The following is a 20,078-nucleotide window of genomic DNA, read 5'->3' on the forward strand; positions in this document are numbered from 1 at the left end:
CGATATACTGAACTTTCTCTATGGATTAGAGAGAGTTTAGATATCGAGCTTTTTTAGTATCAGAGTTTATTTAAAATAGGCTTTCGCCGATGTACTTAGCGACAAGCCAAGTTTTCTAGTTTTGTAAAGGTGGGGAAAAGATGGAGCCGGTTGTAGGAGTTATCATGGGAAGTACGTCTGACTGGGAAACAATGAAAGCTGCATGTGATATTCTTGATGAGTTGAATGTTCCTTATGAAAAGAAGGTTGTTTCAGCGCATCGTACACCAGATTACATGTTTGAGTATGCTGAAAATGCTAGAAAAAGAGGTTTAAAGGTTATTATAGCTGGTGCAGGAGGCGCTGCACATTTACCAGGTATGGTAGCAGCAAAAACATCTTTACCAGTCATTGGAGTTCCAGTACAGTCAAAGGCTCTAAATGGTCTTGATTCATTGTTATCGATTGTTCAAATGCCAGGAGGGGTTCCAGTTGCAACGGTTGCGATAGGAAAAGCAGGAGCAACGAATGCGGGTTTATTAGCCGCTGAGATTCTTTCAACAGGTGATCAATCTCTAGCAGATAAATTAGATACAAGAAGAGAAGAGCTTCGACTAAAGGTGTTAGAAAGCAGTGATGAACTTGAGTAACCAAACGATATTGCCAGGAGGAACAATTGGGATAATTGGTGGAGGTCAGCTTGGCAGAATGATGGCCATTGCAGCTAGACAGCTTGGTTATCGTATCGCGGTATTGGATCCAACAGAAGATTGTCCTTGTGGTCAAATTGCAGATATAGAGATTACAGCAGGTTATGATGATTTAGAGGCAATTAAGAGACTTGCTGAGGTTAGTGATGTTATAACCTATGAATTCGAGAACATCGATTACACAGCACTGCGTTGGTTGGAAGAAAATGCGGCATTACCACAAAAAAGCTCATTGCTTCTTTTAACACAGGATCGTGAAACAGAAAAAGCAGCCATAGAGAAAGCGGGTTGTGAGGTAGCTCCTTATCAAATTATCCATAACGATGAAGAGTTATATAAGGGAGTTGCAAAGCTTGAATATCCGAGTGTGTTAAAAACATGCAGAGGTGGTTATGACGGTAAAGGACAAAGAGTCCTGCGTAGTGATCAAGATCTTGAGGAAGCGAAACAATTACTTTCTCATGGAACATGTATATTAGAAAAATGGGTACCTTTTGAAAAGGAAATATCGGTTATTGTGACAAGATCTGTTAGTGGCGAGACAAAGACGTTTCCAGTGGCTGAAAATGTTCATAAAGACAATATTCTTTATCAAAGCATTGTACCTGCAAGAGTGTCAGATGAGGTTATTCAAAAAGCAGAACAGTTAGCTATTAAACTATCAAATAGTTTTGAGCTTGTCGGAACACTTGCTGTAGAAATGTTTTTAACGAAAAATGGAGATATCTATATTAATGAGCTTGCACCTCGCCCGCATAATTCAGGTCATTATACAATCGACTTATGTGAAACAGATCAATTTGAACAACATATCCGTGCTGTCTGTGATTTGCCTTTAGGGCGAACAACATTACTTCAAAGCGGTATGATGGTGAATTTGTTAGGAGAAGATTTATCGATAGTGAGTGATCATCTCTCATTACTAAAAGATGCAAAGCTTCACCTATATGGGAAGAAGGAACCTGCTGTAAAACGCAAAATGGGACATATCACGTTTATTAGTGAAACAATAGAAAAAGATATAGATAAAGTAAATCAAATTTGGGGTTATAAATAGAACGGAGGCAAAAACATGATTGAACGTTATACAAGACCAGAGATGGGCGCGATTTGGACGGAAGAAAATAAATTTAAAGCTTGGTTAGAGGTAGAAATTTTAGCGTGTGAAGCATGGGCAGAGCTTGGAGTTATTCCAAAAGAAGATGTTGCACTTCTTCGTAAGAATGCATCATTTGATGTGAACCGCATTAACGAAATTGAATTAGAAACTCGTCATGATGTTGTTGCGTTCACTAGAGCGGTTTCGGAAACTCTTGGTGAAGAACGTAAATGGGTACATTATGGCTTAACGTCAACTGATGTAGTAGATACTGCTTTATCTTATATACTTAAACAAGCAAACGATATTCTATTAAAAGATATTGAAAACTTTATTCAAATTTTAAAAGAAAAAGCACAAGAGCATAAATACACAGTCATGATGGGACGTACTCATGGTGTACATGCTGAACCAACAACTTTTGGTTTAAAGCTTGGATTATGGTATGAAGAAATGAAACGTAATTTAGATCGCTTTAAGCGTGCTGCAGAAGGTGTTGAATACGGAAAGATCTCTGGTGCTGTTGGAACTTATGCAAACATTGATCCTTTTGTTGAATCATATGTGTGTGAAAAGCTAGGAACAAAACCTGCTCCAATTTCAACACAAACTTTACAACGTGACCGTCATGCAGATTATATGGCTTCTATTGCACTAGTTGCAACGTCAATTGAGAAGTTCGCTGTAGAAATTCGTGGTCTACAAAAGAGTGAAACACGTGAAGTGGAAGAATCGTTTGCAAAGGGTCAAAAAGGATCTTCAGCAATGCCTCATAAACGTAACCCGATCGGTTCAGAAAATATGACAGGCCTTGCACGTGTTATTCGTGGATATATGTTAACAGCTTACGAAAATGTTCCTTTATGGCATGAAAGAGATATTTCTCACTCTTCAGCTGAACGTATTATCTTACCAGATGCTACGATTGCTCTTAACTATATGTTAAATCGCTTCGGTAATATCGTGAAAAACTTAACAGTATTCCCTGAAAACATGAAGCGTAATATGGATCGTACACAAGGTCTTATCTACTCTCAACGCGTGTTATTAGCGCTAATTGATACGGGTATGACAAGAGAAGAAGCGTATGATCTTGTTCAACCTAAAGCAATGGAAGCTTGGGAAAAACAAGTACCTTTCCGTGGATTAGTAGAAGCCGAAGAAAAAATTACTTCTCGTCTTTCAGCGGAAACAATTGCAGATTGCTTCGATTATAACTACCACTTAAAAGGTGTAGATGCAATTTTCGAACGTCTAGGATTATAAAAAGCAAATAGCAAGTACTAAAAAGTCCCTTGCTATCTATTTGATAAAAAAATATGGTTAGAAAATCTAACAAATAGTTTGTATATACTTAAGGTTCCCAATATTCAGTTTAGGAGGCTTTCATTGAGTACAGAAAAGCTTGAATTACTATATGAAGGTAAAGCAAAAAGAATTTATAAAACAAACGAACCTACTATTTTATGGGTCTCATACAAAGATTCTGCCACAGCCTTTAATGGTGTGAAAAAGGAAGAGATCACAGGTAAAGGTCGTTTAAATAATGAGATTTCTACATTGATTTTTGAAAAGCTAACAGCAAACAACATTGAAAATCATTTTGTTAAAAGACTTTCAGCTACTGAGCAACTTGTCAAAAAGGTAGAAATTATTCCTTTAGAAGTAGTGGTAAGAAATGTTGTGGCAGGCAGCCTTTCTAAACGTATTGGAATTGAAGAGGGAACAGAAATTAAACATCCACTAGTAGAGTTTTATTACAAAGATGATGATTTAGGTGATCCATTAATTACCGAAGATCATATCGCTCTATTAGAAGTTGCAACACCAGAACAAGTTGAAACATTAAAAACTCTAGCTAAAAAGGTGAATGAAGTGCTTAAAGCTCATTTCCTTGCATGTGACATCCGCCTAATTGACTTTAAATTGGAATTTGGCTTAACAGAGGATGGGAACATTATACTTGCTGATGAAGTATCACCAGATACATGTCGTTTATGGGATATCAACACAAACGAGAAGTTCGATAAAGATGTTTTTCGTCGAGAAATTGGTAGTTTAACAGATGCATATGAAGTTATTTTAACTAGACTTGGAGGCCAATCAACATGTACAAAGTAAAAGTTTATGTCACGTTAAGAGAAAGTGTATTAGATCCACAAGGAAGCGCAGTGAAAAGTGCTTTACACAGCATGGATTATAAAGAAGTTCAAGATGTACGTATCGGAAAGTATATGGAACTTACAATTGAAAAATCAGACCGTGATTTAGATGTAGCTGTTCGTGAAATGTGTGAAAAATTACTTGCTAATACAGTGATTGAAGACTTTAGCTACGAGGTACAGGAGGTTGTCACAAAGTGAAATTCGCTGTGATCGTTTTCCCGGGGTCTAACTGTGATGTTGATATGTACCATGCAATTAAAGATGAGCTTGGTGAAGAAGTAGAATATGTTTGGCATGATGAAACTGACTTAAGCGGGTTTGATGGCATTCTTCTACCAGGTGGCTTTTCTTACGGAGACTACTTACGCTCAGGTGCGATTGCGCGCTTTTCAAATGTCATGAAAGAAGTTGTTAAAGCAGCTGAAGCTGGAAAGCCTGTTCTTGGTGTATGTAATGGATTCCAAATTTTATTAGAAGTTGGTTTACTGCCAGGTGCAATGAAGAGAAATGAAAATTTAAAGTTTATGTGTCGACCAGTTAATTTAAAGGTTGAGAACAATGAAACAGCCTTTACTTCAGCTTATGAAAAGGATGAGGTTATCTCAATTCCGATTGCACATGGAGAAGGGAACTATTATTGTGATGAGCAAACACTTCAAACGCTTAAAGAAAACAATCAAATCGTGTTTACGTACGAAAAAAATCCAAATGGCAGCTTAGTTGATATTGCAGGCATTACAAACGAGCGCGGAAATGTATTAGGGATGATGCCTCACCCTGAGCGTGCAGTTGATGAATTATTAGGAAGTGCTGACGGATTAAAATTATTTCAATCGATCGTAAAAAACTGGAGGGAATCTCATGTCACTACTGCTTGAACCAACAAACCAGATGATAAAAGATGAAAAGATCTACAGACAAATGGGTGTAAGTGATGACGAGTTTACCCTGATTGAAAAAATTATTGGACGTCTTCCAAATTACACAGAAATCGGTATTTTTTCGGTTATGTGGTCGGAGCACTGCAGCTACAAAAACTCTAAACCAATTCTAAAGAAGTTTCCTGTTACAGGTGAAAAAGTACTACAAGGTCCTGGTGAGGGAGCTGGGATCGTTGATATTGGAGACAATCAAGCGGTTGTATTCAAGATTGAGAGTCATAACCATCCTTCAGCAATTGAGCCTTACCAAGGTGCAGCAACTGGTGTAGGTGGAATCATCCGTGATGTATTCTCTATGGGAGCTAGACCTATTGCGATTTTAAATTCTTTACGTTTTGGAGAACTAAAAACTCCTCGTGTGAAATATTTATTTGAAGAGGTTGTTGCAGGTATCGCTGGTTACGGTAACTGTATTGGTATTCCAACTGTAGGTGGAGAAATCCAATTTGATGCATCTTATGAAGGAAATCCACTTGTTAATGCAATGTGTGTTGGGTTAATTAACCATGAAGATATTAAAAAGGGTCAGGCAAAAGGTGTTGGCAACACAGTTATGTATGTTGGTGCCAAAACTGGCCGTGACGGAATTCATGGTGCAACTTTTTCTTCTGAAGAATTAACTGACGATTCTGGTGCAGATCGTTCTGCTGTGCAAGTAGGCGATCCATTCATGGAAAAACTTTTATTAGAAGCTTGCTTAGAAGTAATTAAGAATGACGCTTTAGTTGGAATTCAAGACATGGGTGCAGCTGGATTAACAAGTTCATCAGCAGAGATGGCAAGTAAAGCTGGTTCTGGTATTGAAATGGACTTAGATCTCATTCCACAACGTGAAACAGGAATGTCCGCTTATGAAATGATGCTTTCTGAATCACAAGAAAGAATGCTGCTTGTTATTGAAAAAGGAAGAGAGCAAGAAATCGTTGATCTTTTTGAGAAATATGATTTAGAAGCTGTTTCAGTTGGTAAAGTAACAGATGATAAAATGCTTCGTCTTTTCCATAAAGGTGAAGTGGTATGTGAGCTTCCAGTTGACGCTTTAGCAGAAGAAGCACCTGTTTACCACAAACCATCTAAAGTACCTGCTTATTATGAAGAGTTCCAACAAATGAACGTAGCACCTCTTCAAGTAGATAACTATAAAGAAACACTTGTGAATCTATTAAAGCAACCAACGATTGCATCTAAAGAATGGGTTTACGATCAATATGATTATATGGTTCGTACAAATACAGTTGTAGCACCAGGTTCTGATGCAGCAGTAGTACGTATTCGTGATACGAAAAAAGCTTTAGCGATGACAACTGACTGTAACTCTCGTTATCTTTATTTAGATCCTGAAGTTGGTGGGAAAATTGCGGTAGCAGAAGCAGCTCGTAACATCGTATGTTCTGGTGCAACTCCACTTGCGATTACAGATAACTTGAACTTCGGTAACCCGGAGAAACCAGAAATTTTCTGGCAAATTGAAAAAGCGGCTGATGGAATTAGTGAAGCTTGCCGTGTATTAAATACACCAGTTATCGGCGGTAACGTGTCTTTATATAACGAAACAAATGGAACAGCGATCTATCCAACACCTGTTATCGGTATGGTTGGATTAATTGAAGATACAGATCATATTACAACTCAAGACTTTAAAGCAGCTGGAGATCTAATCTATCTTGTTGGTGAAACAAAGCCGGAGTTTGGTGGTAGTGAGCTTCAAAAGTTAACACAAGGCGAAATCTTTGGTCAATCACCGGAGCTAGATTTAGAGAAAGAAAGCAAAGTTTTAGGACAAATTTCTGCTGCGATTCGTGCGAAGTCAGTAGCATCTGCTCATGATGTATCTGAAGGTGGTGTAGCGGTTGCGCTAGCTGAACCATTATTTGGTCATGAAGGACTAGGAGCTACTGTTACTCTTCAAGGTGATGCAACGGCAGCATTATTTAGTGAATCTCAAACAAGATTTATCCTTTCTGTGAAAAAAGAAAACAAAGAAGCCTTTGAAAGTTTAGTAGATGCAGTTTGTATTGGAGAAGTAACGGATTCTGGCAAACTTATCATTTCAAATGAGAAGAACGAAACACTTGTCGATGCATCTGTTGAAGAATTAAAGGATGCATGGAAAGGAGCAATCCCATGCTTGCTGAAATCAAGGGATTAAACGAAGAATGTGGCGTCTTTGGAATTTGGGGTCATCCTGAAGCAGCACAAATCACTTATTATGGTCTTCACAGCTTACAGCACCGTGGACAAGAAGGCGCTGGGATTGTAACAAGTGATGGCGAGAAGCTTACAGGAATGAAGGGGTTAGGCCTCATTAACGAAGTATTTGCGGGCGGAAAATTAAATGAACTGTCAGGTAAAGCAGCAATCGGTCACGTTCGTTATGCAACAGCTGGTGGAGGCGGATATGAAAATGTCCAGCCTTTGCTTTTCAAATCACATAGTGGCGGATTAGCTCTTGCTCATAACGGTAACTTAGTAAATGCGACACAGCTTAAGCATCAGCTTGAGAGCCAAGGAAGTATTTTTCAAACAACTTCTGACACAGAGGTGCTTGCCCACCTTATTAGAAGAAGTGGTTATCAAGATTTGAAAGAAGCTGTGAAAAACGCATTAACGATGATTAAAGGAGCGTACGCCTTTTTAATCATGACAGAAACAGAAATGATGGTTGCTTTAGATCCTAATGGTTTACGTCCATTATCGATCGGAGTTATGGGTGATGCATATGTAATTGCATCTGAAACTTGTGCGTTTGATGTTGTCGGAGCGAAATATGAAAGAGATGTTCAGCCTGGTGAACTGCTTATTATCAATGATGAAGGTATTCGTTCTGAACGTTTTTCAATGAATATTAATCGTTCTATATGCAGTATGGAATATATTTATTTCTCTCGTCCGGATAGTAATATTGATGGAATTAATGTTCATACTGCCCGTAAAAATTTAGGAAAACGATTAGCTGTTGAGTCTGAGGTAGATGCAGATGTTGTAACAGGTGTACCTGATTCAAGTATTTCAGCTGCGATTGGTTTTGCAGAGTTAACAGGTATTCCTTACGAATTAGGGTTAATTAAAAACCGTTATGTAGGTCGTACGTTTATTCAGCCATCTCAATCTCTTCGTGAACAAGGGGTTAAAATGAAGCTTTCTGCTGTACGTGGTGTTGTTGAAGGAAAGCGCGTTGTAATGGTTGATGATTCGATCGTTCGAGGAACAACAAGTCGACGTATTGTTAATATGCTTCGTGAAGCAGGTGCAACTGAGGTTCACGTGCGAATTAGTTCACCACCTATTGCAAATCCATGTTTCTATGGAATTGATACGTCAACACATGAAGAGCTCATTGCCTCTAACCATTCAGTCGAAGAAATCCGTCAAATCATTGGAGCAGACAGCTTAGCATTCCTAAGTGTCGAAGGTTTACTCGAAGGACTAGGCCGCCCATATGAAGGTGAAACAAGAGGTCAATGCTTAGCTTGTTTCACAGGACGCTACCCAACTGAAATTTACGCGGACACGGTACTGCCGCATGAGAAGGCGTAAATAGAAAATGCTGATAGGAATCGAGTGGTCGATTCCTGTCTTGTTTTCGGTACGTGTTTTTGTGGTGCCTGGCACCACCCGAAATTTGTCGAATTAATAAGGAGGATCACACACATGTCTGACGTTTATAAGCAAGCTGGTGTTGATATAGAAGCAGGATATGAAGCTGTTTCAAGAATGAAAAAGCATGTTGCCAAAACAATGCGCACAGGTGTATTAGGTGGCCTTGGTGGCTTTGGTGGGATGTTTGATTTAAGTGAACTAAATTATAAAAAGCCTGTACTTGTTTCAGGTACAGATGGTGTTGGGACAAAATTAAAGCTTGCTTTTATGGCTGATAAGCATGATTCAATTGGAATTGATGCAGTTGCAATGTGTGTGAATGACATCTTAGCTCAAGGAGCTGAGCCTTTATTTTTCTTAGATTATTTAGCCCTTGGCAAAGCAAAGCCTGAAAAAATTGAACAAATTGTAAAAGGGATCGCTGATGGCTGTGAACAATCTGGCTGTGCATTAGTCGGTGGAGAAACAGCGGAAATGCCTGGTCTATATGAAGAAGATGAATATGATGTTGCTGGTTTCTCTGTGGGTGTTGTTGAAAAAGACAACATTGTAACAGGAGAGAACATTAAGCCAGGGCATGTGTTAATCGGACTCGCATCAAGCGGTATTCATAGTAACGGGTTTTCTTTAGTTCGTAAAATTCTCCTTGAAGATCAAAAACTTGATTTGAATGGGGTATATGCACCGTTTACACAAAGCTTAGGAGATGTATTATTAACTCCAACAAAAATTTACGTAAAGCCTGTTCTTGAAGTAATTAAGAAATATCAAGTAGATGGAATGGCTCATATTACTGGTGGTGGATTTATTGAAAACATTCCTAGAATGCTGCCGGAAGAAACAGCTGTTGAAATCGACCTTGGTGCTTGGCCAATGCTTGATATTTTTAACTTCCTGAAGGAAAAAGGACAATTAAGCAGTGACGATATGTATAATGTGTTCAATATGGGAATTGGTTTTGTACTTGCTGTAAAAGAAGAGCTTTTACAAGATGTTATGCAAGAGTTAGAAGCTAACAATGAAAAAGGTTATGTCATTGGGCGTGTTGTAGAAGGTTCTGGTGTTACGTTTAATGGAGGAGCACGTTAATGAAGAAAATAGCCGTATTTGCGTCAGGGAATGGCAGTAATTTTCAAGCAATCCTTGATCAAGTTAAGCTTGGTGCAGTAGATGCAGAGATTGGTTTTGTTTTTTGTGATAAGCTTAAAGCAGGTGTCATTGAGCGTGCAAAATCAGCTAACATTCCTGTTTTTAGTTTTGTACAAAAAGACTTCGAAAACAAAGCGCAATTCGAAGAGGAAATTTTGACTCATTTGCGTGATCACCAAATAGATTTCGTTATCCTAGCAGGTTATATGAGATTAATTGGGGATACGTTATTACAGGCTTACGAAAATAAAATTGTGAATATACATCCATCTTTACTACCAGCTTTTCCAGGTAAAGATGCGATAGGACAAGCTTATCGTGCAGGAGTGAAGGTAACTGGTGTTACCGTACATTATGTGGATGCAGGAATGGATACAGGCCCGATTATTGCTCAACAAGCAGTCGAGGTTGCTTATGGTGATACAGAAGATATGATTGCAGAAAAAATCCATAAAGTTGAACATCTTTTATATCCGAAAGTCATTCAAGAATTAGTATCAAAATAATGTGTAGAGGTGAAAATTGATGGCAGTGAAACGTGCGCTAGTTAGTGTGTCAGATAAAGAGAATCTTGTCCCATTTGTAAAGGAATTAATTGAATTAGGCGTTGAAGTTATTTCAACTGGAGGAACAAAGAAATTACTTGAGGAAAACGGCTTAAATGTTATTGGGATTTCTGAAGTAACTGGATTTCCGGAAATCATGGATGGTCGTGTAAAAACTCTTCATCCAAACATTCATGGTGGTTTACTAGCGGTACGTAATAACCCTAGTCATATGGATCAATTAAAAGAAAATAACATTGAAACAATCGATATGGTTGTTGTAAACCTTTATCCTTTTAAAGAAACAATTTCTAAGCCGGACGTTCAATTTCAAGATGCGATTGAAAATATCGATATTGGCGGACCATCAATGCTTCGTTCTGCAGCAAAAAATCATGAAGATGTAACAGTTCTTGTTGATCCACAAGATTACAGTACTGTTTTAGAAGAGCTAAAAGCTTCAGGTGAAGTATCACTAGCTCAAAAACAACGTTTAGCTGCAAAAGTTTTCAGACACACAGCTGCTTATGATGCTTTAATTGCAGAATTTTTAACAAAAACAGTTGGTGAAGAAGATCCTGAAACAGTTACTTATACATTTGAGAAAAAGCAATCTCTTCGTTATGGGGAAAACCCTCATCAAAATGCTACTTTCTATCAAAAACCATTCGTTCCAGTAGCATCTATTGCAAACGCGGAGCAGCTTCATGGAAAAGAGCTTTCTTTTAACAATATTAAAGATGCCGATGCAGCTCTTCAAATTGTTCGTGAATTTACAGAGCCAGCTGCAGTAGCAGTTAAACATATGAACCCATGTGGAGTAGGGGTAGGTACTTCAACATTAGAAGCCTTCACTCGTTGCTTCGAAGCAGATCCAACGTCAATTTTCGGTGGTATTGTTGCACTGAATCATGAAGTTGATGTAGAAACAGCTAAAAAGCTACACGAAATCTTCCTTGAGATTGTCATTGCCCCATCATTCAGTCAAGAGGCATTAGATGTTTTAACAGCTAAGAAAAACCTACGTTTATTAACAATTGATGTGTCAGCTGCTTCTAAGCCTGAAAAAGTTCTTCAATCTGTTCACGGTGGCTTACTAGTTCAAGATGAAGACACACTATCTTTAGATGATGTGGAAGTAACAATCCCAACAAAACGTGAACCATCAGAAGATGAATGGAAAGACTTAAAATTAGCTTGGAAAGTTGTTAAACATGTAAAATCAAACGCCATTGTATTAGCAAAAGATGAAATGACAGTTGGAGTTGGTGCAGGGCAAATGAATCGTGTTGGCGCTGCTAAAATTGCAATCGAGCAGGCTGGTGAAAAAGCACAAGGTAGCGCAATGGGCTCTGATGCTTTCTTCCCAATGTCAGACACAGTTGAAGCCGCTGCAAAAGCAGGTGTAACAGCAATCATCCAACCTGGTGGCTCAATCCGTGACGAAGATTCAATCCGCATGGCTGATGAATATGGAATTACAATGGTGTTCACAGGAGTACGTCATTTTAAACATTAAAATACTTAATCTAGCAATTGGCTGTTTGCCAATTGCTTCTATTCTAACCTCTGATATCTAACTTCTGTAGAACAAGATATTAACAAGAGGATAATAGCTTTTAGCAGATAAACATAAATCAAAGTGCAATAAAATATATGTGGGGTGTATTCATGAAGGTACTGATTATCGGACAAGGCGGACGTGAGCATGCGTTAGTTTGGAAGGCAGCACAAAGCAATCTTGTAGAAGAGGTCTTTGTTGCACCTGGCAATGATGGAATGAATGAGTTTGCAACAAGAGTAGCTATTAGTGAAAATGATAATGAAGCACTAGTTGCCTTTGCAAAAGAGCAAAATATCGATTTAACAATCGTAGGCCCAGAAGTTCCATTACTAAACGGAATTGTGAATGACTTTGAACGTGAAGGCTTAAAAATATTTGGTCCAAGAAAAGAAGCTGCACTTATTGAAGGTAGCAAGAATTTCGCCAAAGAACTTATGATTAAATATAGAATTCCTACAGCGGAGTATCAAACGTTTACGAATGTAGATGAAGCAAAATCTTACGTTGAACAAAAAGGTGCACCTATTGTTATTAAAGCTGACGGGTTAGCAGCTGGAAAAGGTGTAACTGTTGCTGAAACACTAGATGTTGCTTTAGACAGTGTGACAGATATGCTTGAAAATGCAAAATTTGGTGATGCTTCAAGCTCTGTTGTTATTGAGGAATTTCTTGCTGGGGAAGAATTTTCATTAATGGCATTTGTGAAGGGTGAAAATGTTTATCCAATGGTCATTGCTCAAGATCATAAACGTGCTTATGACAATGATGAAGGGCCAAACACTGGTGGAATGGGTGCATATTCTCCTGTACCACAAATTTCAGATGAAGTAGTAAATACCGCAGTTGAAACAATATTGAAGCCTGCTGCAAAGGCTCTTGTAAGTGAAGGTCGTTCATTTACAGGAATTTTATATGCTGGTCTTATTTTAACAAATGATGGCCCTAAAGTGATTGAATTTAATGCTCGCTTTGGTGATCCGGAAACTCAGGTTGTTTTACCAAGGTTGAAATCGGATTTAGTATCATCATTATTATCAATTTTGAATGAAGAACCTGTGGAATTAGAATGGTCAGAAGAAGCTGTTCTTGGTGTCGTACTAGCTTCAAAAGGCTACCCTAATGATTATGAAAAAGGTCTTCCAATTGGACAACTTTCTGAGAAGCATGAAAAGGCAGTCATTTTCCATGCGGGAACAAAGAAAGTTGATGATCAGTTTGTGAATAACGGTGGACGTGTGCTTGTTGTTTCTGGATATGGTGAAACAATTAGTGACGCACAAGAGCAAGCATATGCGTTAGTTGAAAAGATTTCTGTACCAGCTTTATTCTATCGTAAAGATATTGGCAATAAAGCGATTAAGCACGGCGTTTCTTAATAAAGACGAAAAGTAATGCAACAATCCCGCCGATTAGTGCAATAAGAATAAAAGACATATCTGTTAAATATTCTAAAAACATTTTATACACCTCCTGTTTAAATAAGGGACTGGCTACTAATGGCCAGTCCCATTTTTCATTTTTCAAAGTCGTTATGAAGGGTTGTACGTAACAGCATCTTCTTCATCGTCAAAGTAATCTTCTTCATCATCATCAAAGAAGAAAGTTGATGATGAATTTTCAAATAAATAGGTGATCGGACAGAAGCGTAAAATACCTTCACCAACCTTCATTGCACCTAGGATGATGGCAATAAGGTAGGAATCTCTCCATGGCTTTTTACAATATTTAGAAGTAGCCCATGATAAAACAGAAAGGCCACATGTTATACGAATTAAAGCATTAACGATACCTATATTTGGTCGCACCATAATAAATCATTACCTCCCATATTTGTCATTAAATTGAAATAAAACTTTAATGCGTTAATAAGTTTCCTGTGTTAACATAGAATTTATATAGTCTTACAAAAATTGGAGGGATTTTTTATGCCCGAACAAAAATTTCTATGGAAAAACAGTCAAATACGAAAGCAGATAGATGTATTATCGAACAAATTATCATCTACAACAATTTTGAAAAACGTCACATATCTTAACTCATATTTAAGACAATGGATTAAAGCTAATATCTGGATCTACGATGATCGTATCGTCTATGTGGGAGACAATTTACCTGAACAAACAACAGAAACAGAAGTAATTGATTGTTCTGCTAAAGTGGTAGTACCAGGATATATTGAGCCACACGCTCATCCATTTCAGTTATATAATCCCCACACATTAGCAAAGTATGTGTCACAAACGGGTACAACAACCTTAATAAGTGATAACCTTTTTCTGCTATTACGTTGCAACAAAAAGAAAGCGCTTACTTTTATTGATGATATGGATAAGTTGCCTTACCATTTTTATTGGTGGGCAAGATTTGATCTACAAACAGAAGTACATTCTGAAGAAAAAATCTTTTCACATGATTTTGTGAAAAAATGGTTAGAGCATCATTCAGTCTTACAGGGTGGTGAATTAACGGGCTGGCCTAAGCTTAGAGATGGTGATGATTGGATTCTTTATTGGCTACAGGAAACAAAGCGAAAAGGTAAAAGGCTCGAAGGACATTTTCCTGGTGCCTCGGAAAATACATTAACAAAAATGAAATTATTTGGTGTTGATAGTGACCATGAATCAATGACCGGAAAGGATGTTATGAACCGGTTAAAAATGGGGTACACAGCAGCGTTAAGGCAATCATCTATAAGACCAGACTTAAGTAAGCTGATAAAAGAGGTTCAGGATGAAGGTCTCACAACTTACGATCATTTATACTACACAACAGATGGAGCCAACCCTGACTTTTATGAAAAAGGTATGATTAACCGTTGTATAGAAATAGCGCTTGATAGCAATGTTCCTGCAATTGATGCTTATAATATGGCGGCCTTTAATGTTGCAAAATATTATCAAATAGAAGACAGAATCGGGGTTATTGCCCCAGGAAGGGTAGCAACGCTTAATATTCTTGAATCAATAGACCGTCCTGACCCAATAGCGGTCATGACAAAAGGAAAATGGATCATGCAAGATGGAATTCCTCAACAAGAGGACCATGAAGTCGATTGGAATCAATATGGTCTTGAACCGGTTGATTTTAAATGGGATTTAACAATGGACGATCTACAATTTTCTATGCCACTAGGTATGAAAATGCGAAATGCGGTCATCATGGAACCATACTCTGTTACTATTGATAGTTCAGCAAATGATTTGTCCGAAAAACATGATGAAAGCTTTTTAGCTTTAATTGACCGTAATGGTGAGTGGCGAATTAATACGGTGATAAAGGGCTTTGCCAACCATGTTCAAGGCTTTGCAAGCTCCTATTCAACAACTGGAGATATTATTATCATTGGAAAACAAAAAACAGAAATGCTTGCTGCTTTTGAAAGAATGAAGGAAATGGGTGGAGGTATTGTCCTGACAGAAAACAATGAAGTGATTTTTGAAATGCCTCTTCAATTAAACGGGGGAGCTTCAAATGAAGAGCTTACACATGTTATTGATAAGCAAGCAAAATTGACCTCTTTATTACAAGAAAGGGGATACAGTTTTGATGATCCTATTCATTCATTGCTATTTCTGTCATCCACTCATTTACCATATATACGAATTACACCAAGAGGGATTTTTGATGTGATGAAAAAAACGGTACTCTTTCCATCTATAATGCGTTAAAATATAAAAGTGTAATAATAAGATAAGGTTGTGTTAGTTTGATTAAGGGTAAGTATTCATTGGTTATCGTATCATTACTTGTTTTCTTAAGTGCATGTAATCAAAACGAGGACCAAGCCGAAAGCATTGTTAAAAAAGATGATGTTGTTCAGCAAGAAGATGAACCAGTCGTTGCAGAGGTTGAAGTTGAAGAAAGCGTTATCTATCCTCTAACCGGAATAGCAACAGAAGAGCAGAATATTACACAACGTCCAGTTGCTGTGATGATTAATAATCATCCTAAAGCGAGGCCGCAATCCGGATTAACGAAAGCAGACGTTGTATATGAAGTACTTGCAGAAGGGAATATTACAAGGTTTTTAGCTGTATTTCAAAGTGAAGTACCTGATATAATAGGACCGGTTAGAAGTGCTAGGGATTATTATATTGATATAAGCAAAGGATTTCATGCCCTATATATTAGCCATGGATGGAGTCCTTCGGCAAAAGAGAGGCTTGTAAGTAATGAGGTTGATCATATAAACGGCATGTTACACGATGGCACTCTTTTTTGGAGGGCAGATCATCGTAACGCGCCTCATAATTCATATATCTCAAAGGACAATATCTTACAAGGTGCAGAGTTAAAACAATATACAATGACGGAAGATGTTATCCCATTCAATTTTCTTACTGAGGAAGAAATGAAGGAGATAAAGGGAGAGCAGGTAAACAAGTTTGTTATAAAATATGACAAATCTGAAACATGGCAAAGCACATACGAGTATAATCAAACTGAACAAACCTATAAAAGATATAGTGGAAATGAAGAAACGGTTGACTTAGAAAGTGGAGATTCTCTAGAACTAACAAATATCTTTGTTGTTCAAATGGAACATAAGGTGATTGATAAAGAAGGCAGGCGTACAATCGACATAACATCAGGAGGAAAAGCTCTACTACTGCAAAAGGGTATGATGCAGGAGGTAGAATGGGAGAATCATGATGGTCGAATTCTACCGGTAAAAGATGGGGAAATTGTAAAGATGGTGCCGGGAAGAACATGGGTAAATGTCGTCCCATCTTTGGATCAATTTCTAATTCAATCGTAATAGTAAAAGGAGAATGAATAGATTATGCAAATAGAAAAGCTTCGTGGAAAAGAATTAGATCAACTTTTTCAATCTATTTTGTCATTAAAAGATTTAGAGGAATGCTATCGTTTCTTTGATGATTTATGTACTGTAAACGAAATCCAATCACTTGCACAACGACTTGAAGTAGCTAGAATGCTGCGTGATGGATATACGTATCATAAAATTGAAACAGAGACTGGAGCAAGTACAGCAACGATTTCCCGCGTTAAACGTTGCTTAAATTATGGAAATGATGCTTACACAATGGCTCTTGAACGTGTTCATGGAGAAAAGGAAATAGAAGAAGAATAAAGTGAAAGCACCGATTATAACGGTGCTTTTATTTTTTACTAAAAATTAAGGCTTTCGCCATTAGACTTGGTGAAAGCCTTAGTTTTCTAATCTTCAAGTATCTTCCTCCCCTTTTAAGTTTTTTGCCTTCATGTAATTTGTTATAATAGGGAAATGGATGTTTTTGAATGGAGGAGTCCTGTAATGTATGATATTACCGAGTGGAAACATGTTTTTAAACTCGATCCTGATAAAGATATAAGTGATGAAGATTTAGAAAAAATATGTGAGTCTGGAACAGATGCGATTTTAGTTGGTGGAAGTGATAATATATCAGAAGAAAATGTGTTAAACCTAATGTCCCGGGTTCGCCGTTATCTTATTCCTTGTGTGTTGGAGGTTTCCACAACAGAATCTATTATTCCTGGTTTTGATCTATATTTTATTCCAACAGTCTTAAATAGTCGTAAAACGAAATGGATGATGGACCTTCATCAAGAAGCTGTGAAGGAATATGGAGATGTCATGAACTGGGATGAAATTATTGTAGAAGGATATTGCATCCTAAATCAAGATTGTAAGGCTGCAGCTTTAACAGATGCTAATACTGAGCTTTCGATTGAAGATGTAAAAGCTTATGCCCGTGTAGCGGAAAATCTGTTTCATCTTCCAATCTTTTACCTGGAATACAGTGGGATGTTAGGGGACCTTGCTGTTGTTGAAGCAACAAAAAAGGTACTTACCAATACAAAGCTATTTTATGGTGGAGGAATTACCTCACCGGAAGAAGCTAAAAACTTTGCTAAATATGCTGATGTAGTGGTTGTAGGGAATGTTATCTATGATGACTTAAAGTCAGCACTAAAAACGGTTGATGCAGTGAAAGAAGCAAAATAAAATTCTCCTTTAGCATTATTGAATGATAATAGAAATGACGATAAAATAGAACATATGTTTTAGAATAGGGTGGTGGATTGGTTGCAATTTTTATCAAATCAGTTACTTGAAGGTTTGAATGATAGGCAACAACAAGCGGTAAAAACAACAGATGGTCCTTTATTGATTATGGCTGGAGCCGGGAGTGGAAAAACAAGAGTACTAACTCATCGAATTGCTTATTTAATGACAGAAAAGCAAATAGCTCCGTGGAATATACTAGCGATTACGTTTACAAATAAAGCAGCAAGAGAAATGAGAGAGAGAATTCAAGGAATTCTTGGTTCTGGCGGAGATGAAATCTGGATTTCAACGTTTCACTCCATGTGTGTAAGAATTTTACGTCGAGATAGTGACAGAATGGGAATTAATCGTAACTTTTCTATTCTTGATACGACAGATCAATTGTCGGTTATTAAAACCATTTTAAAAGAGAAAAACCTTGATCCGAAAAAACATGATCCTAGAAGCTTACTAGGGTCCATTAGTAGTGCCAAAAATGAACTGATTACACCTGAGGAATTTGAAAAACAAGCGGGAAGTCATTATGAACAAATTGTTAGTGATATTTATAAAGATTATCAAAAGAAGCTACGTAAAAACCAGTCACTAGATTTTGATGACCTCATTATGACCACTATTCAATTATTTCAACGTGTACCAGAAGTACTGGAATCGTATCAACGAAAGTTTCAATATATTCATGTTGATGAGTATCAAGATACGAATAGAGTTTCAATATATGCTTGTAAAGCTATTAGCTGCTCGTTTTCAAAATCTTTGTGTTGTTGGTGACTCGGATCAATCGATTTATCGCTGGCGTGGTGCTGACATTGCGAACATCCTTTCATTTGAAAAAGATTATCCTCAAGCAAATGTGATTTTACTGGAACAAAACTATCGTTCTACACAGTTAATCCTACAAGCAGCAAATGAAGTGATCAAACAAAACTCAAACCGTAAAGCAAAAAATCTATGGACTGAGAATCAGCCTGGCTCCAAAATTACCTATTATCGTGCTGACAGTGAATCGGCAGAAGGTCAGTTCGTTGCAGGAAAGATTAAGCAGTTAGTTGATTCAGGTCAAAGAAAGCTTTCTGACATTGCCATTTTATATCGTACGAATGCTCAATCTCGTATTATTGAGGAAGTTCTGCTGAAGTCAAACTTGAATTATACAATTGTTGGAGGCATTAAGTTCTACGATCGTAAAGAGATTAAAGATTTACTAGCATACCTTCGATTAATTGCTAATCCAGATGATGACATAAGCTTAGCTCGTGTTATAAATGTGCCAAAACGTGGTGTAGGTTCAACTTCATTTGATAAAATCGCAAATTACGCGATCGCTCATGATTTATCGATTTTTCAGGCTTTAGATGAAATTGAACAAATTGGTGTGAGTGCTAGAGTGATCAATGCTCTTACAGATTTCCGGGAAATGATCCGTAATCTTGGGAATATGCAGGATTATCTATCAGTAACAGAGCTTGCAGAAGAAATCATTGAGAAGAGCGAATATAGAGAAATGCTGAAGCAGGAAAAAACGTTAGAGGCACAAAGTCGCTTAGAGAATATCGATGAGTTCTTATCTGTTACCCAAACATTCGAAAAGCAAAATGAAGATAAAAGTCTTGTTGCTTTTTTAACTGATTTAGCACTTGTTTCAGATATTGATAAACTAGATGAAGATGAGCAAGAACAAAGTGATGCCCTTGTCTTAATGACGCTTCACTCTGCAAAAGGTCTTGAATTTCCTGTTGTCTTTTTAATCGGTCTTGAAGAAGGTGTTTTCCCACATAGTCGTTCCTTAATGGAAGAAGATGAGATGGAAGAGGAGCGCCGTCTCGCCTATGTTGGAATTACAAGAGCAGAGCAGGAACTTTTCCTTTCGAATGCCCAAATGCGTACGTTATTTGGTAAAACAAATATGAATCCAGAATCTCGTTTTATTAGAGAAATTCCAAGTGAATTAATTGAAAACTTGAATGAACAAGCAAAGAAATCTGTTTCTTCCTTTAGTGCAGCTCGTCGCCAAGAACGTCAAGAAAAGCGACCACCGGTATCTCGACCTGTAGTCACACCTTCATCAACAGGAGGAGAAGCTATTTCTTGGGCTGTTGGTGATAAAGCTGAACATAAAAAATGGGGAATTGGTACAGTTGTAAGTGTAAAAGGCTCGGGAGAAGGAAAGGAATTAGATATTGCTTTTCCAAGCCCAGTCGGCATAAAACGACTATTAGCTGCATTTGCACCTATTAATCGGGTTTAATAATATAGAACCTAGAAACCAATTTCCGGTAGAAAGGATTGGAT

The 20,078-nt window shown here is 37.6% G+C and carries 18 protein-coding genes and 1 pseudogene; 17 read left to right on the plus strand and 2 right to left on the minus strand.

All coding sequences use genetic code 11. From position 1 onward, the window contains the following. Positions 1-140: 140 nt before the first annotated feature. From purE to purD, 12 genes are all read left to right on the plus strand, one after another. Complete coding sequence (gene purE, locus MVE64_RS15095; RefSeq protein ID WP_098797715.1) at positions 141-629, plus strand: 5-(carboxyamino)imidazole ribonucleotide mutase; 489 nt, start codon at positions 141-143, stop codon at positions 627-629. Continuing rightward, on the plus strand, positions 616-1,746 hold the full coding sequence (purK, locus tag MVE64_RS15100; protein WP_247347081.1) for a 5-(carboxyamino)imidazole ribonucleotide synthase: 1,131 nt from the start codon (positions 616-618) through the stop codon (positions 1,744-1,746). Before purE ends, purK begins: the two co-directional genes overlap by 14 nt. Before the next feature lie 15 nt (positions 1,747-1,761). Then, a complete protein-coding gene (purB, locus tag MVE64_RS15105; RefSeq protein ID WP_247339226.1) occupies positions 1,762-3,054 on the plus strand; it encodes an adenylosuccinate lyase in 1,293 nt (430 codons plus the stop codon). 123 nt (positions 3,055-3,177) lie between these two features. Further along, complete coding sequence (purC, locus tag MVE64_RS15110) at positions 3,178-3,909, plus strand: phosphoribosylaminoimidazolesuccinocarboxamide synthase (protein ID WP_212138183.1); 732 nt, start codon at positions 3,178-3,180, stop codon at positions 3,907-3,909. Continuing rightward, positions 3,897-4,151 (plus strand): phosphoribosylformylglycinamidine synthase subunit PurS, encoded by a 255-nt coding sequence (gene purS, locus MVE64_RS15115; protein WP_098797711.1) that lies wholly within the window; start codon positions 3,897-3,899, stop codon positions 4,149-4,151. The genes purC and purS overlap by 13 nt, the downstream gene beginning before the upstream one ends. After that, complete coding sequence (gene purQ / locus MVE64_RS15120; RefSeq protein WP_098797710.1) at positions 4,148-4,831, plus strand: phosphoribosylformylglycinamidine synthase subunit PurQ; 684 nt, start codon at positions 4,148-4,150, stop codon at positions 4,829-4,831. Before purS ends, purQ begins: the two co-directional genes overlap by 4 nt. Continuing rightward, positions 4,815-7,043, plus strand: a complete 2,229-nt coding sequence (gene purL / locus MVE64_RS15125; RefSeq protein WP_247339228.1) for a phosphoribosylformylglycinamidine synthase subunit PurL — start codon at positions 4,815-4,817, stop codon at positions 7,041-7,043. The genes purQ and purL overlap by 17 nt, the downstream gene beginning before the upstream one ends. Continuing rightward, on the plus strand, positions 7,019-8,431 hold the full coding sequence (gene purF, locus MVE64_RS15130; RefSeq protein WP_247339229.1) for an amidophosphoribosyltransferase: 1,413 nt from the start codon (positions 7,019-7,021) through the stop codon (positions 8,429-8,431). The genes purL and purF overlap by 25 nt, the downstream gene beginning before the upstream one ends. Before the next feature lie 114 nt (positions 8,432-8,545). Then, a complete protein-coding gene (gene purM / locus MVE64_RS15135) occupies positions 8,546-9,583 on the plus strand; it encodes a phosphoribosylformylglycinamidine cyclo-ligase (RefSeq protein WP_247339231.1) in 1,038 nt (345 codons plus the stop codon). Then, positions 9,583-10,149, plus strand: a complete 567-nt coding sequence (purN, locus tag MVE64_RS15140; protein WP_247339233.1) for a phosphoribosylglycinamide formyltransferase — start codon at positions 9,583-9,585, stop codon at positions 10,147-10,149. The genes purM and purN overlap by 1 nt, the downstream gene beginning before the upstream one ends. A 19-nt stretch (positions 10,150-10,168) precedes the next feature. Then, entirely contained in the window at positions 10,169-11,707 is a 1,539-nt protein-coding gene (gene purH / locus MVE64_RS15145; RefSeq protein WP_247339236.1) for a bifunctional phosphoribosylaminoimidazolecarboxamide formyltransferase/IMP cyclohydrolase, read from the plus strand. Positions 11,708-11,859: 152 nt separating this feature from the next. After that, the gene (gene purD, locus MVE64_RS15150; protein WP_247339237.1) at positions 11,860-13,128 is read left to right on the plus strand and encodes a phosphoribosylamine--glycine ligase; all 1,269 of its coding nucleotides are present in this window, start codon (positions 11,860-11,862) and stop codon (positions 13,126-13,128) included. Here purD and MVE64_RS27780 read toward each other — a convergent pair. Both MVE64_RS27780 and MVE64_RS15155 read right to left on the minus strand, forming a co-directional pair. After that, positions 13,109-13,210 (minus strand): EYxxD motif small membrane protein, encoded by a 102-nt coding sequence (locus MVE64_RS27780; RefSeq protein WP_331275793.1) that lies wholly within the window; start codon positions 13,208-13,210, stop codon positions 13,109-13,111. The genes purD and MVE64_RS27780 overlap by 20 nt on opposite strands. A 71-nt stretch (positions 13,211-13,281) precedes the next feature. After that, positions 13,282-13,560: a YgaP family membrane protein gene (locus MVE64_RS15155; protein ID WP_176551100.1), complete on the minus strand. Its 279-nt coding sequence runs from the start codon at positions 13,558-13,560 to the stop codon at positions 13,282-13,284. A 117-nt stretch (positions 13,561-13,677) separates the two neighbouring features. Here MVE64_RS15155 and MVE64_RS15160 point away from each other — a divergent pair, with 117 nt between their 5' ends. From MVE64_RS15160 to pcrA, 5 genes and pseudogenes are all read left to right on the plus strand, one after another. After that, a complete protein-coding gene (locus MVE64_RS15160) occupies positions 13,678-15,420 on the plus strand; it encodes an adenine deaminase C-terminal domain-containing protein (protein ID WP_247339242.1) in 1,743 nt (580 codons plus the stop codon). 38 nt (positions 15,421-15,458) lie between these two features. Further along, on the plus strand, positions 15,459-16,511 hold the full coding sequence (locus MVE64_RS15165) for a DUF3048 domain-containing protein (RefSeq protein WP_247339244.1): 1,053 nt from the start codon (positions 15,459-15,461) through the stop codon (positions 16,509-16,511). Between the two features lie 24 nt (positions 16,512-16,535). Next, positions 16,536-16,847 (plus strand): YerC/YecD family TrpR-related protein, encoded by a 312-nt coding sequence (locus MVE64_RS15170; protein ID WP_098797700.1) that lies wholly within the window; start codon positions 16,536-16,538, stop codon positions 16,845-16,847. A 183-nt stretch (positions 16,848-17,030) separates the two neighbouring features. Continuing rightward, positions 17,031-17,723: a heptaprenylglyceryl phosphate synthase gene (gene pcrB, locus MVE64_RS15175; RefSeq protein ID WP_247339246.1), complete on the plus strand. Its 693-nt coding sequence runs from the start codon at positions 17,031-17,033 to the stop codon at positions 17,721-17,723. An 81-nt stretch (positions 17,724-17,804) separates the two neighbouring features. Next, a pseudogene (pcrA, locus tag MVE64_RS15180) lies at positions 17,805-20,034 on the plus strand (DNA helicase PcrA). Positions 20,035-20,078 lie beyond the last annotated feature (44 nt).

Origin of the sequence: Metabacillus endolithicus, assembly GCF_023078335.1 — a bacterium.
Lineage (GTDB): Bacteria > Bacillota > Bacilli > Bacillales > Bacillaceae > Metabacillus > Metabacillus endolithicus.